Origin of the sequence: Cronobacter condimenti 1330, from assembly GCF_001277255.1 — a bacterium.
GTDB lineage: Bacteria > Pseudomonadota > Gammaproteobacteria > Enterobacterales > Enterobacteriaceae > Cronobacter > Cronobacter condimenti.
In genome coordinates this window covers 2,845,012-2,859,116 of sequence record NZ_CP012264.1, presented here as the reverse complement: position 1 = coordinate 2,859,116, position 14,105 = coordinate 2,845,012, and the positions used below count along the sequence as shown (strand labels likewise).

Below are 14,105 nucleotides of genomic sequence, written 5' to 3'. Positions count from 1 at the left end.
AGCCCTGCGTTATGCGTCAGCTTCCGTCATGCTCGCCGGCAATTCACTCGCGCGTACCGGGCGACTAAAATAATAGCCCTGTAAAAAATTCACGCCGCGCACGCTCAACCATTTCGCCTGCTCAAGCGTTTCGACGCCTTCGGCGACAGTCGCCATATTCAGCCGTTTTGCGAGGCTTATCACCGCGTCCAGCACCGGCGAGGTGATGGTTTCGGTACCGATCGCATTCACAAAGCCGCGATCGATTTTCAGGTAATCGAGCGTGAAGCGCTCAAGATAAATAAGGGCGCTGTGGCCGGTACCGAAATCATCGACGGCGATCTCATAACCCTGCTGGTGGAGCCATTCGAAAAGATCAATCGCTTCTTCTTCGCGGATCATGTCGCGTTCGGTTATCTCCAGTACCAGCTGAAAATACTCCGGCGGCAGCGAGGCGTGGAATTTCTGAATGTCCATTTTGAACTGCGGGGAGTGCAGGTGGCCAGGCGCGATGTTAATCCCGAGCTTGGCGCCAGGCGGTAGCGATTGCTGCAGGCGCGGCACGTCCTGCGCGATAAGCTTAAACAGATGACGGGTGAGCGGGACGATAAGCCCTTGCGCTTCGGCAAAACTGATAAAGGCATCGGGTGGGATCATACCCGCCGCCGGATGCTCCCAGCGCATCAGCGCCTCTACACCACGGATCTGTCGCGTCGCGGCGTCTACCACGGGCTGATAGACCACATAAAATTGATTGCGCTTCATGGCGCTGACGACCTCCCGCCCGGAGCGCGCGCGAAGCGCCAGCAAGATTACGGCGAGCACGCCGCCCAGCACGCCGATCAGTAAGCCCAGCAGCAGCGCCAGATGGCGGTCTTCAGCAGGCATGGTATCGCCGTACAGATAGAGCTTTAGTGGATAACCCTGCACGCTTTCGCTGTGCAATGGGGCGGCGGGCAGCTCTTCAGGCGTCAGCGCCTTGCCGGTAAAAGTCGTCAGCGCGAGATCTTTAGCGACGAGCGCCAGGCCATTGAGATCGTTCTGGCGCGCGGTATAGATAAGATAAGGGGTGAGATTAACGTTTAACGTTGTCACGATCCCGCGGCCTTTCATCAGCGGGTTACCAAACCACATTACGATTGACGGTTTATCCGGCATCATCGGCGTGCCGGAAATAATGCTGATATCTACGGCGTGGTGAGTGTTGATATCGGGTGCGAGCGCATGTAGCGCCAGCCGCATCTTGCCGGTGGCCGACGAGCAATACGCTACGCCGTCCCTCACCAGCAAAAAGGCGCGCACGTTAACATTAAAAGCCGCGCGTGAGGTGAGTTCCGACGACACCGCACCGCATTCGGCGAGCGTTAGCGGTTGTAGCGCGTCGGCTGAGGCTTTTAACTGCGCAAAATAGGTGTCGAGATAATGGTGGATATCATGTGCCAGCAGATCGTACTGGTTTTCCCGTTGCTGATGCAGCCAGCCCCGCGTGGCGAACGTAACAACCAGGGTCAGGAGCAGACCCACAGCAAGGCCAACAAGAACGATTTTTCGGGGAGTAGACAGGGTTGGTGCAAAAGGGGGACGGGATAACATCCTTTTCAGTTCCTGTGCGAACAACGAGCGTGAGGTGAGCTTACCAGACAATACCGGAGAAGGTGAGGGGAAACGGCGCCACGGGCGCGCAGGCAAAAAAAACGCTGCATAAGCAGCGTTTTTTATCTTTCAGCACAGACAATCAAGGGAAATCGTCACGCTGAGAATTAACTCCGGCTCAGGACGCGGCGCGCTTCGTTATAGCGCTTCTTCCAGTACGGTTCGTCCAGGTTTGAGATCATCACGCCGCTGCGTGTTGATGCATGAACAAACTGATTATTACCGAGGTAAATGCCCACGTGGCGGCCTGTAGAGCCTGCGCGGAACAGAACCAGATCGCCGGTACGCAGGTGGGTGCGGTCAACCGGTTTACCCATTTCCTGCTGCTCATAGGTTGAGCGCGGCAGTTCTAAACCAAACTGTTCACGGAAAGTTCGCTGCACAAAACCAGAACAATCGATGCCGGTTTTGGTGCTGCCGCCGAGGCGATAGCGTACGCCTTTCCAGTCAGCGTATTGATCCATAATGCGGGATTTTACATCCAGCGTACGAACCATCTGTTCAAATTCATCCTGAGAGGCTTGCAGTAACAGCCCGTCGTTTTCACCTACTGCATGCGTCTCAGAATGCATGTTTTTTGCGGTATTTGTAGAGCTACATGCTGACAGCAAAACTGCCACAGCGACTGCGGGGATAGCCCGCATGATATATCTCAAAATTGGTTGAGATTTGACCATTTCGTTTGTTTTCCCTTGAAGTCCTTAACGATAAAAATCGTTATAAAAAAAGCTAAACGTGCCGAGACTAATGAGCTCTGGGGGGTAAGACAATTCCTGGTTAGCTAAATTGTGTGTTGGTGCACACTTTTATTTGCATTACCAATAAATGCGCTTAAACCGCAAAACGCTCCCGAGATTACCTGAACAAACCCCATATGGCGAGTGGTTTTATTTATTTTTTTATAAGAAATTGTAATGGTCAGGAACTGTAAAGACAGGCAAGGCGTGCGGTTCAGAAACTGTTGTAAAAATAGGCAAGCGCTTCATTTTAATGACGAATGTGTGAAAGTGTTACGAAAAGCGTTTGACGCAAAAAGGAGAAAAAATAAACAGGGACGCTTAACGATCCCTGTTGGTGATATTTTTAATCTATTAATTAATTGTTATGGAGTTGTTGTTTTTTTTGCCGGGTAAATGATGATTAAGCCAGGAAATAATTATATCGCTAAGCGGTGTTAATAAAATCCATGGCAGACCAATAAAAATGATTGACAAAGAGCCAACAGCTATATCCGTAAACCAGTGCGCGCCAATCATCATGCGTGGCAGAGCGAAAACGCAGAATATCAACATGCCCCAGGCAAAAGCCTTACTGCCGAAATAACGCCACATAAATCCAGCAAATATCAGTAGCATCATTCCGTGATCGCCCGGGAAACTGTCCGTCGAGGCGTCTTTCGTGGAAATACCCACCACCTTGCTTACGCGCAGGCTGTCTTCAAACGTCAGCGTCGGGCTTGGACGAGATACCGGCAGCAAGTGCCCAAGCTGATTTAGCACGACGGCGGAAAGCAGCATCACGACACCCATAATAATAATATGACGACGTCCCGGCGGTGTGGCGGCGCGCCAGTACCAGAGCAGCAGCAGGCCCATTGCCAGCAGCGAACAGCTGTCAAACGCGCGGTTATTGGTTATCGCAAGGAACCATAAAAAGCTGTGGCTGGCCGCGGCAAGGTGATTAAAAAAGTGGAATATCCCGGCATCGAGGGAGAACCAGGCACCGGTCTGCGCCGGCGGATACCAGGAAAGAAAGAGGGCAGCGCCTGCAAGATTAAGCAGCAGGATCGCAAGAATACGGGTATTGATCATGGCGGTTTGGTTTTTCACAAAAGGGTAACGTTAAAGCGATTCATCTAAACGAAGCTTCAACAAGGCCGATTGTAGGGCATTCCAGTCGGCTTCTGCGGCAGTAATAAGCTCGATTCGGCTGTCCGGCGGCGGCGCGTTCTGGGTCTCGATATGCAAATCCTGGCCCTGGCGGTTAATGCGCACCAGCCCTTCGGGAATACGCAGCACGCCTTTTACGCGCTCCGCTGGCGCCAGCCGCGCCCACTCCAGCACGCCAATCGTATCGAATACCGTGTCGCCATCGAAAATCCAGCCGCAGGCGTGATGGCCCTGTCCGCTGTTCAGGCTGCGTCGCCAGCGTTGATTGCCCGGCAGGCTCAGCGCCGCCAGTCCGCTGCGCGCAGCGTGAGAATGCGCGTGATGAGCGCTTGCCGGTAATTCACGCAGGTTCAGACGCGGTTTATCAAGAAGAGAAAGGTCAATCTCGCCCTGGGTGGCGAAAACCAGTTCCCGGTCGGCGGCAAACTCGTCGCGCCAGGCATGCAGCGCCGCAAGGCTTTGCGCATCGCTGCGGTCCTGCTTATTCGCAACGATGATATCCGCGGCGGCGAGCTGATCGCGGAAATTCTCATTAGTGACATATTTTTCATCCTGCAACTGACGCGGGTCGAGCAGGCAGAGCGTTGCACGAAGATCAATATAGGGATCATAAACCGCTGAAGTGAGCATATCCAGAATCTGCTTCGGATGACCAAGCCCGGTTGGCTCAATCAGCAGGCGGTCCGGCTTGCCCTGTCGCAGCAGCGTATTGAGACCAACCTGCATCGGCAGGCCATTGACGCAGCACATGCAACCGCCAGGGATCTCTTTTAACAGCGCGCCGCTGTCCGCCATTAGCGCACCGTCAATGCCCACTTCGCCGAATTCATTCACCAGCACCGCCCACTTTTCCGCCGGATCTTTATGCGCCAGCAGATGACGGATGGTGGTGGTTTTGCCGCTGCCAAGAAAGCCGGTAATAAGGTTAGTAAGGGTCACGAGCGCTCCTGATAAATATCTGGCGAAAATAAATCATCAGGCTTCATTCTGGATAAAAATGGCGGGGATGAGAAGGGGGAACGCGGACGGACAGACGCCGCGTCCGCGTTAAAGGCATTCAGGGTTAAAAATTAACGTCTTGCGAGGCGCGCGACCGCTTCTTTCGCGCCCAGGCGACAGAGCGACTGCCAGGCGGCGTGCAGCGTATGAATGAACAGTGGGTGCTGCGGCAGTTCTTCACCGAACACTTCTTTGAGCGTCAACAGTGCGCTGACGCGCTCCTCTTCGCTGCTGGACTGCACAAGCGTTGCAATTTTGTCTGCGAGCGGGTCACGCACATCAATCGGCTGACCGTTATCATCGAGGCCGCTTACATAGCGCATCCAGCCCGCCACGCCCAGCGCCAGCAGCGACCATTCACCACCGTTTTGTAAATGCCAGCGTACAGAGTCCAGCATGCGCTGCGGCAGTTTCTGACTTCCATCCATAGCGATTTGCCAGGTGCGGTGCTTAAGCGATGGATTGGCGAAGCGTGCAATGAGGCTGTCGGCGTAGCCGGTCAGATCCACACCGGTAATACGCAGCGTTGGTGCCTGTTCACGCAGCATCAGCTGGCGGGCAGCGTCGCGAAAATGCGTGTCGTTCATGCAGTCGCTAATGTGCTGATAGCCCGCCAGGTAGCCAAGATAGGCGAGGAAAGAGTGGCTGCCATTGAGCATGCGCAGTTTCATTTGCTCCCAGGGAAGCACGTCGTCGACCATCTGCACGCCGGCATCTTCCCAGGCAGGACGGCCCGCAACGAAATTATCTTCGATGACCCACTGGATAAACGGCTCGCAGCTAATGGCGCATGGATCGGCCACACCCAGCGTGTCGGCTATCTCCTGCAGCGATTCGGGGGTGGCCGCAGGTACAATCCTGTCGACCATGGTGCCCGGGAAGGTCACGTTCTCGGCTATCCATTCGGCCAGGGCCGGATCGCGCTGGTGCGCCATGCCGAGTACCGCTTCGCGCACCACATGACCGTTATCGGGAATGTTATCGCAGGAAAGCACGGTAAAAGCGGCATGCCCACGTGCACGCCGGCGGTGCAGCGCTTCAACCAGCAGGCCAGGCGCAGAGTGCGGCGCATGGGGGTTTTCAAGATCGTGTGCGATACGGCTGTTTTGCGTATCGAGGTGGCCGGTCGCAGGATCGATGCAATAGCCTTTTTCGGTAATGGTTAACGAGACAATAGCGACCTGCGGCTCGCAGAATTTTTCAATGATCGCCTCCATACCGTCGAGCTTCGCGTTGAGGCATTCATTCACAGCGCCAATAATAATAGGCTGATTGCCCTCAGCACCTTTTTCCAGCACGGTATAAAGATGATCCTGGGCGCGCAGCGCGCTCATCAGTTCATCCCCGCTGAACAGGCTGATTTCGCAGATGCCCCAGTCGCCGCCGTTCTGATTAAGCACCCGATCGGTCAGCAGCGCCTGGTGCGCGCGGTGAAACGCGCCGAAACCGAAATGCACAATGCGCGTTTGCAGCGCGCGGCGATCGTAGCCCGGGCGTTTGACAGAAGCAGGCAGCGTGGCGGAAGCGATATTATTCATTTCTCACATATCCTGATAACCATTATTTAACAAAGCCAGTGTAAAGTTATATGACAGCAAATTGAATTGGTATGCCGTAAATATCCGGGGATTGTGAGCTGGATCAACACAGAGTGGCGTGTGGTTTGACGCCCCTGGTTAAACATGTATGGTAGTCATCATGAGTTATCGCAATATTGGTATAACAACTTTTTAAGGAGAGGGCGATGGAACAAACCTGGCGTTGGTATGGGCCAAACGATCCGGTATCGCTGGATGACATCAGACAAGCCGGGGCCACCGGTATCGTCACTGCGCTACACCATATTCCAAATGGCGAGGTATGGCCGGTAGAAGAGATCAAAAAACGTCAGGCGGAGCTTGCGCAAAAAGGGCTTACCTGGTCCGTCGTGGAAAGTATCCCGGTCCATGAAGACATCAAAACCCATACCGGTGAATACGATCTCTACATTGCCCGTTACCAGCAGAGCATCCGCAACCTCGCGGTCTGCGGCATCGATACCGTCTGCTACAACTTTATGCCCATCCTCGACTGGACGCGTACCGATCTTGAATACACGCTGCCGGATGGCTCTAAGGCGCTGCGTTTTGATCAGATTGCTTTCGCGGCCTTTGAACTGCACATCTTAAAGCGCGACGGTGCGCGCAATGATTATACCGAGGATGAGCAGCGCCAGGCGCAGGATTATTTCCACGCCATGAGCGAGGCGCAAATCGAGACGCTGACGCGCAACATTATTGCGGGCCTGCCGGGGGCGGAAGAGGGTTACACCCTGGATCAATTCCGTGCGCGGCTTGCCGAATACGACCCTATTGATAAAGCCGCGCTGCGGGAAAATATGGCGTATTTCCTGAAGGCTATCGTGCCGGTTGCCGAAGAAGCCGGCGTGCGCCTGGCGGTCCACCCGGACGATCCGCCGCGTCCCATCCTTGGCCTGCCGCGTATTGTTTCGACGATTGAAGATATGCTGTGGCTGAAAGAAACGGTCGACAGTATTTATAACGGTTTCACCATGTGCACTGGCTCGTATGGCGTGCGTGCGGATAACGATCTGGTGCGAATGGTCGAGACGTTCGCCGATCGCATTCACTTCACGCACCTGCGCGCGACCTGTCGTGAAGCGAACCCGAAAACCTTCCATGAGGCGGCGCATCTGTATGGCGATGTCGATATGGTGGCAGTAGTAAAAGCGATTCTGACGGAAGAGCAGCGCCGTAAAAAAGCAGGCGATCTGCGCCCAATCCCATTCCGCCCGGATCACGGTCATCAGATGCTGGACGATCTGCGCAAGAAAACGAACCCTGGCTATTCGGCGATTGGCCGTCTTAAAGGGCTCGCCGAAGTCCGTGGCATCGAGCTGGCGCTGAAAAAAGTGTTGTTCCCGGATTTGCTGTAATCTGAAGCTTGTATTGGCGATATAAAAAAGCCCCGCACTGGCGGGGCTTTTGACGTTCAGGGAAGAGATTACTCGGCGCGGCCCATGTAGCGGCGCTCAGCGATATGCACGCGGATTTTCTCGCCTGCGCTCAGGTATTCCGGCACCTGAATCACAACGCCTGAGGAGAGCGTCGCCGGCTTGGAGCGGGCGCTTGCGGACGCACCTTTAATGCCCGGCGCCGTTTCGACAATTTCCAGATCCACCGTTTGCGGCAGCTCCAGCGCGAGAAGTTGTCCGTCCCAGGTCAGCACCTGCATATCCGGCATACCGCCTTCCGGCATAAACAGCAGCTCTTCTTCAATCTGATCTTTCGTAAAGGTGTACGGCGTATAGTCTTCTTTATCCATGAAGACATATTCGTTGCCATCAACATACGAAAAATCAACAAAACGACGCGTCAACGTAATGGTATCGAGGATATCGTCGCCTTTGAAACGCTCTTCTACTTTCTGTCCGGTGCGGACATCGGAAAAACGCATTTTATACAGCGTAGCCGCGCCGCGCGCGCTCGGTGACTGAATATCGATATCTTTCACAATCAGCAGTTTGCCGTTGTAATTCAGCACCATACCTTTTTTAATTTCGTTCGCTCTTGGCATTGACGTGTCCTGTTAAGCTGGAATATGCAAAATATCGCGACAAGTTACTCGCGAGACTCGCGCCAGGCAAGCGGAATTACGCACATTGCGAGGGGCGTTTAAAAGCGTTGCACGGCCCGTTTTTCAGCATTACGGCTGTACGCGACGGGGCAAAACGCTACAATGCCCGGCTTCGACGTGAAGAGCCGATATAGCGGCGCGGTGTATCCGCAACCGCTCTCCGATCCTCGCGCTGGAAATGCAGGGCGACATGGCCAATGACCGGGTGCTGCCTGAAAAATCACTGATCGGCGCATCGCGCGTCGTCATGGAGAGTTTATGGATTGTCGCCCCGACTGCGGCGCCTGCTGTACCGCACCGTCGATTTCAAGCCCTATCCCGGGCATGCCCGACGGCAAGCCCGCTAACACGCCGTGTATCCAGCTGGACGAACGTCTGCGCTGCAAGCTGTTTGGCTCGCCGCTGCGCCCGAAAGTGTGCGGCGGCCTTCAGCCTTCAAAAGAGATGTGCGGCGCAGGCCGCGACGAGGCGATGACTTTTCTTATTCAACTTGAGGCGCTCACCGCCCCTTAAACGTCCTTGATACGCCACAGGCACCAGACCGCGCCTGCGGTCATCGCCAGCGCCACGTAAAACAATGAATGGTAGTTGAGAAGCTCGGCGATAACGCCTGCGAGCGAACCGGCGATAATCCAGCCTACGCGCGTGGTATTGGTATAAAGCGTCGTGGCGGCCCCCGCCTGGCCTGGCATCAGATCCTGAAAATAGAGCATGCCGATGCCAGCGAGGATCCCGATATAAATGGCGTTCAGCAGCTGCAACGCCAGCAGAGCCGCCGGGCTTTGTAGCGTCAGTATGCCGAGATAAAACAGCACGCCCGCCGCCACGGCCACCCGCATCAAAAAACGTTTACCGAATTTACGGGCGTAATAGCCCGCAATCAGCATCACCGGAATTTCAAGCCCGGCCGCAGCGCCCATCATCACGCCCGCCAGTTTTTCCGGCAGTTGCAGCTCATTAATCAGATACAGCGGCATATTAATAATGTAGAGGCTATTGGTGCCCCACATCAGCGTGCAAACAGTGAACAGCAGCAGCGCGTCGCGCCGGTTGCGGCGCGGCGCTTCCAGAGGCGCGGCTGTCGCGAGCGGCTCTTTACGCATGGACGGCAGAAAGCACCATACCATCAGCGCGCAGAGCACGAACGCCGCTGCGGCGCTCATATACATCATCTCAAAACCAAACCCCATCGCCAGCGCGTAGGCGAGCGGCGGCCCCACGACCCAGGCAAGCGATACTTGTGCGCGCAAAATAGAGCTAAACATCACGGCTTCGCGGCCCGTACGGTCAGCGTGTTCGCGCGCCAGCGCAAACATCTGCGGGTTTGCGGTTGAGCCGAAGCTGCTTAAAAACACGCCAACGAACAGCAAAATGAAATAGTTGCGGTTCCACGCGAACAGCAGGCACGCCAGCGTGCCCAACAGACAGCAGACAAAAATCAGCGATTTACGGTCGCCTTTACGATCGGAACGTCCCGCCAGAAACTGGCTGACGAAAATCCCGATGATGGCGCTGCCGGTAAAAAAGAAGCCCACCATTGCCGGACGTGCATGCACCTCTTCGGTCAAAAACAGGCTGAGCGTCGGCGTCTGCAGCGCGCCTGCGATGCCCGTGAGAAACGCGACAATCAGAAACGAGGCAGAGGTGAAATCGAGCGGCCTTTGCGGCGTTGCGAGGGGGTTGTTTTGCATAACGGTGACAGAATCAATAAAGAAGGGGCGAAGTTTACGCGGCTTGCCATACTTTGAACAGCGGCCAGGGCTCTGCACGCCACAAAAAACCAAAATGGCGTTTCAGAACATCTTGCCGCTTTGCTGAAGCGAGCTGACGCGCCCTGAAATTTGCTGAAACCGGCCGCCGCCGCGTTTCACTAAAGGGTGAAATGTGCGGGATCTCTAATATTCAGCACGTCAATAACGGCTTTTCTTGCGTGCGGCGTGTGGAAAATGCAGACTTTCTTGAAACGTTTCAGCGTTATCTCGTTTTCGCTCATTTGGCGGGGTAACGCTCTTTTTCTCACAACGGCTGAAACGATTCGGGTTCAGCAAGCGAGGAGACCATGTTCCAGTTATCTGTTCAGGATATTCATCCCGGCACTCAGGCCGGTAATAAAGAAGCGGCGATTCGTCAGGTTGCTGACGCGCTGGTGAACGCAGGCAACGTCAGCGCCGGTTACGTAGACGGAATGTTGGCTCGTGAGCAGCAAACGTCGACATTCTTAGGCAACGGCATCGCTATTCCTCACGGCACCACAGACACCCGCGACCAGGTGCTGAAAACCGGTGTGCAAGTCTTCCAGTTCCCACAAGGTGTCGCCTGGGGCGAGGATCAAATTGCCTATGTAGCTATTGGTATCGCCGCAAGCTCCGACGAACATCTTGGTCTGCTGCGTCAGCTTACCCATGTGCTGAGCGACGATGCGATTGCTGAACAGCTGAAAACCGCCACTACAGCGGAAGAGCTGCGCGCCCTGCTGATGGGCGAGAAGCAAAGCGCGGGCATGAAACTGGACAACGACACCATTACGCTTGATGTCGCGGCTACCAGCCTCGTGACATTGCAGGCGCTGAACGCCGGTCGCCTTAGCGAAGCAGGTGCGGTGGATGCGGAATTCGTAAGTCATGTCATTAACGCCAAACCGCTGAACCTTGGACAGGGCATCTGGCTTGCCGACAGCGTGCAGGGCAACCTGGCGAGCGCCGTCGCGGTGAGCCGTCCGGCGCAGCCGTTCACCCAGGAGGGCGAAAACGTCGGCCTGCTGTTGACCGTTGCTGTTGCAGACGATCAGCCGCTGCAGGTGCTGGGCCGCGTCAGCGAATTGCTGATTGCAAACAAAGCTGAACGCCTGCTGAACGCCGATGCCGCCACGCTGTTGTCCCTGCTGACCAGTGACGATGCGCTGGCAGACGACGTACTGAGCGCGGAATTTACCGTACGCAACGAACATGGCCTGCACGCGCGTCCTGGTACGGTGCTTGTTAACACCATCAAACAGTTCAGCAGCGATGTGACCGTGACCAACCTTGACGGCACAGGCAAACCGGCTAACGGCCGCAGCCTGATGAAAGTTGTGGCGCTGGGCGTTAAGAAAGGCCATCGCCTGCGCTTTACCGCTCAGGGCGATGATGCACAGGCCGCGCTGGACGCTATCGGTGAGGCCATTAACGCTGGTCTCGGGGAGGGCGCAGCATGAGCAGACGTGTCGCCACCATTACCCTCAACCCGGCATATGACCTGGTAGGTTACTGCGCAGAGATTGAGCGCGGCGAAGTTAACCTCGTGCGGACCACCGGCCTGCACGCTGCGGGTAAAGGCATTAACGTCGCCAAAGTGCTCAAAGATTTAGGTATTGATGTCACCGTGGGCGGTTTCCTCGGCAAAGACAACCAGGACGGTTTTCAGCAGCTCTTCAGCGAGCTCGGTATCGCCAACCGTTTCCAGGTGGTGCAGGGGCGTACCCGCATCAATGTTAAGCTTACGGAAAAAGACGGTGAAGTAACGGATCTTAACTTCTCCGGCTTTGAAGTAACGCCTGCTGACTGGGAGCGTTTCGTTAACGACTCCTTATCCTGGCTTGGTCAGTTCGACATGGTTTGCGTTAGCGGCAGCCTGCCGTCGGGCGTCTCTCCTGAGGCGTTCACCGACTGGATGACCCGTCTGCGCAGCCAGTGTCCATGCATTATCTTCGACAGCAGCCGCGAGGCGCTGGTAGCCGGGCTCAAAGCCGCGCCGTGGCTGGTGAAACCCAACCGCCGCGAGCTTGAGATCTGGGCTGGCCGTAAACTGCCGGAGCTGAAAGATGTTATCGAGGCGGCTCACGCGCTTCGCGAACAGGGGATCGCCCATGTGGTGATTTCTCTGGGCGCAGAAGGGGCGCTGTGGGTGAACGCGTCGGGTGAATGGATCGCCAAACCGCCGTCCTGCGAAGTTGTCAGTACGGTCGGGGCAGGGGATTCCATGGTTGGTGGCCTGATTTACGGGCTGCTGATGCGTGAATCCAGTGAACATACCCTACGTCTTGCAACGGCGGTGGCGGCCCTGGCAGTTAGCCAGAGCAACGTCGGCATCACCGACAGGACACAGTTGGCCGCGATGATGGCGCGTGTCGACTTACAACCCTTCCACTAACAGCAGGAGAGGCATAATGAAAACGCTGCTGATTATCGAGCCCGGGTGTGGACAGGCCCGCGCTTATATGGCGAAAACGCTGCTTGGCGCCGCCGTACAAAAAGCACAGCTGGAAATTACCGACAACCCGAACGATGCGGAGCTGGCGATTGTTATTGGCAACGCCGTACCGGCCGATGCATCCCTGAACGGCAAAAAGGTTTACCTCGGCGATATCAATCGTGCCGTGGCGCACCCGGAGCTGTTTTTAAGCGAAGCAAAATCGCATGCCACGCCTTACACCGCGCCTGCCGCGGCGGCGAGCGTTAGCGCGAGCGGCCCCAAACGCATCGTTGCCGTGACGGCCTGCCCGACAGGCGTCGCGCATACCTTTATGGCGGCGGAAGCGATTGAAACCGAAGCCAAAAAACGCGGCTGGTGGGTGAAAGTGGAAACGCGCGGCTCTGTCGGCGCGGGTAACGCAATCACGCCGGAAGAAGTCGCACAGGCTGACCTCGTTATCGTGGCGGCGGATATCGAAGTGGACCTGGCGAAATTCGCGGGTAAGCCGATGTATCGCACCTCGACCGGTCTGGCGCTGAAGAAAACCGCCCAGGAGTTCGATAAAGCCGTGGCGGAAGCGAAGCCGTATCAGCCCGCCGGCGCAGGCGCCGTGGCGAGTGATAAAAAAGAGCAGGGCGGCGCGGGTCCTTATCGCCATCTGCTGACCGGCGTGTCTTATATGCTGCCGATGGTCGTGGCAGGTGGTCTGCTTATCGCCCTTTCTTTCGTGTTTGGCATCGAGGCGTTCAAACAGGAAGGCACGCTTGCGGCTGCGCTGATGAAAATCGGTGGCGGTTCCGCCTTCGCGCTGATGGTGCCGGTACTGGCCGGTTATATCGCTTTCTCCATCGCTGACCGTCCGGGTCTTACGCCAGGTCTTATCGGCGGTATGCTGGCGGTAAGCACCGGTTCCGGGTTTATCGGCGGGATCATCGCGGGCTTCCTTGCCGGCTACGTGGCGAAAATCATTAGCGGCAAAGTGAAGCTGCCGCAGAGTATGGAAGCGCTGAAGCCCATCCTGATTATTCCACTGTTCTCAAGCCTGATTGTGGGCCTGGCGATGATTTACGTGATCGGTACGCCGGTTGCGAAAATCCTGGCAGGTCTCACGGCGTGGCTGCAAAGCATGGGTACAGGTAACGCTGTTCTGCTTGGCGCCATCCTCGGCGGTATGATGTGTACCGACATGGGCGGCCCGGTAAACAAAGCGGCGTACGCGTTCGGTGTGGGTCTGCTGAGTTCACAGGTTTACGCGCCGATGGCGGCGATTATGGCGGCAGGTATGGTTCCGCCGCTGGCGATGGGTCTTGCGACTCTGGTGGCGCGTCGTAAATTCGACAAAGGCCAGCAGGAAGGGGGCAAAGCGGCGCTGGTGCTGGGCCTGTGCTTTATCTCCGAAGGGGCCATCCCGTTCGCAGCCCGTGATCCGATGCGCGTTATCCCGTGCTGTATCGCAGGCGGCGCGCTGACCGGCGCTATCTCCATGGCGATTGGCGCAAAACTGATGGCACCGCACGGCGGCCTGTTCGTCCTGCTTATCCCAGGCGCTATCAGTCCGGTGCTGGGCTACCTGCTCGCCATCGTGGCAGGTTCCCTGCTGGCGGGTCTGGTCTACGCCTTCCTGAAACGTCCGGAAAGCGAACTGGCAGCGAAAGCCGCCTGATTTGATGCTGATACTCCCTGCTCCGGCAGGGAGTTTTTTATCCCCCTCTGTTTCGCCTTATTCCCCCTCTTTTTTGCGCTGCCTGTCGATTGGGTCAACACTTAAGTCTTTGACTG

12 protein-coding genes are annotated in these 14,105 nt (G+C 56.2%); 5 read left to right on the top strand and 7 right to left on the bottom strand.

Going from position 1 to position 14,105, the window contains the following annotated elements:
* Positions 1 to 9: 9 nt before the first annotated feature.
* From AFK62_RS13020 to AFK62_RS13000, 5 genes are all read right to left on the bottom strand, one after another.
* Entirely contained in the window at positions 10 to 1,572 is a 1,563-nt protein-coding gene (locus tag AFK62_RS13020; protein ID WP_032984580.1) for a cyclic di-GMP phosphodiesterase, read from the bottom strand.
* A gap of 167 nt (positions 1,573 to 1,739) precedes the next feature.
* Positions 1,740 to 2,309: a bifunctional murein DD-endopeptidase/murein LD-carboxypeptidase gene (gene mepS / locus AFK62_RS13015; protein ID WP_032984581.1), complete on the bottom strand. Its 570-nt coding sequence runs from the start codon at positions 2,307 to 2,309 to the stop codon at positions 1,740 to 1,742.
* Between the two features lie 414 nt (positions 2,310 to 2,723).
* Positions 2,724 to 3,443, bottom strand: a complete 720-nt coding sequence (locus AFK62_RS13010) for a phosphatase PAP2 family protein (RefSeq protein ID WP_053532118.1) — start codon at positions 3,441 to 3,443, stop codon at positions 2,724 to 2,726.
* 30 nt (positions 3,444 to 3,473) lie between these two features.
* On the bottom strand, positions 3,474 to 4,460 hold the full coding sequence (locus AFK62_RS13005) for a CobW family GTP-binding protein (protein WP_007675857.1): 987 nt from the start codon (positions 4,458 to 4,460) through the stop codon (positions 3,474 to 3,476).
* Positions 4,461 to 4,591: 131 nt separating this feature from the next.
* Complete coding sequence (locus AFK62_RS13000) at positions 4,592 to 6,058, bottom strand: mannitol dehydrogenase family protein (RefSeq protein ID WP_007675858.1); 1,467 nt, start codon at positions 6,056 to 6,058, stop codon at positions 4,592 to 4,594.
* 206 nt (positions 6,059 to 6,264) lie between these two features.
* Here AFK62_RS13000 and uxuA point away from each other — a divergent pair, with 206 nt between their 5' ends.
* Entirely contained in the window at positions 6,265 to 7,455 is a 1,191-nt protein-coding gene (gene uxuA / locus AFK62_RS12995; protein WP_007675859.1) for a mannonate dehydratase, read from the top strand.
* 68 nt (positions 7,456 to 7,523) lie between these two features.
* On the opposite strand, the gene yeiP is transcribed toward uxuA, so the two are convergent.
* The gene (yeiP, locus tag AFK62_RS12990; protein WP_007675861.1) at positions 7,524 to 8,096 is read right to left on the bottom strand and encodes an elongation factor P-like protein YeiP; all 573 of its coding nucleotides are present in this window, start codon (positions 8,094 to 8,096) and stop codon (positions 7,524 to 7,526) included.
* Between the two features lie 318 nt (positions 8,097 to 8,414).
* Here yeiP and AFK62_RS12985 point away from each other — a divergent pair, with 318 nt between their 5' ends.
* Entirely contained in the window at positions 8,415 to 8,669 is a 255-nt protein-coding gene (locus AFK62_RS12985) for a YkgJ family cysteine cluster protein (RefSeq protein ID WP_007675863.1), read from the top strand.
* On the opposite strand, the gene setB is transcribed toward AFK62_RS12985, so the two are convergent.
* Positions 8,666 to 9,847, bottom strand: a complete 1,182-nt coding sequence (setB, locus tag AFK62_RS12980) for a sugar efflux transporter SetB (protein ID WP_007675865.1) — start codon at positions 9,845 to 9,847, stop codon at positions 8,666 to 8,668. The two genes, AFK62_RS12985 and setB, sit on opposite strands and share 4 nt — an antisense overlap.
* A gap of 368 nt (positions 9,848 to 10,215) precedes the next feature.
* Here setB and fruB point away from each other — a divergent pair, with 368 nt between their 5' ends.
* The 3 genes from fruB to fruA are packed head-to-tail and all read left to right on the top strand — an operon-like array spanning position 10,216 to position 13,989.
* Positions 10,216 to 11,349: a fused PTS fructose transporter subunit IIA/HPr protein gene (fruB, locus tag AFK62_RS12975; protein ID WP_007675870.1), complete on the top strand. Its 1,134-nt coding sequence runs from the start codon at positions 10,216 to 10,218 to the stop codon at positions 11,347 to 11,349.
* Positions 11,346 to 12,284: a 1-phosphofructokinase gene (fruK, locus tag AFK62_RS12970; RefSeq protein ID WP_007675872.1), complete on the top strand. Its 939-nt coding sequence runs from the start codon at positions 11,346 to 11,348 to the stop codon at positions 12,282 to 12,284. Before fruB ends, fruK begins: the two co-directional genes overlap by 4 nt.
* Positions 12,285 to 12,300: 16 nt before the next feature.
* On the top strand, positions 12,301 to 13,989 hold the full coding sequence (gene fruA / locus AFK62_RS12965; RefSeq protein WP_007675873.1) for a PTS fructose transporter subunit IIBC: 1,689 nt from the start codon (positions 12,301 to 12,303) through the stop codon (positions 13,987 to 13,989).
* Positions 13,990 to 14,105: the final 116 nt, after the last annotated feature.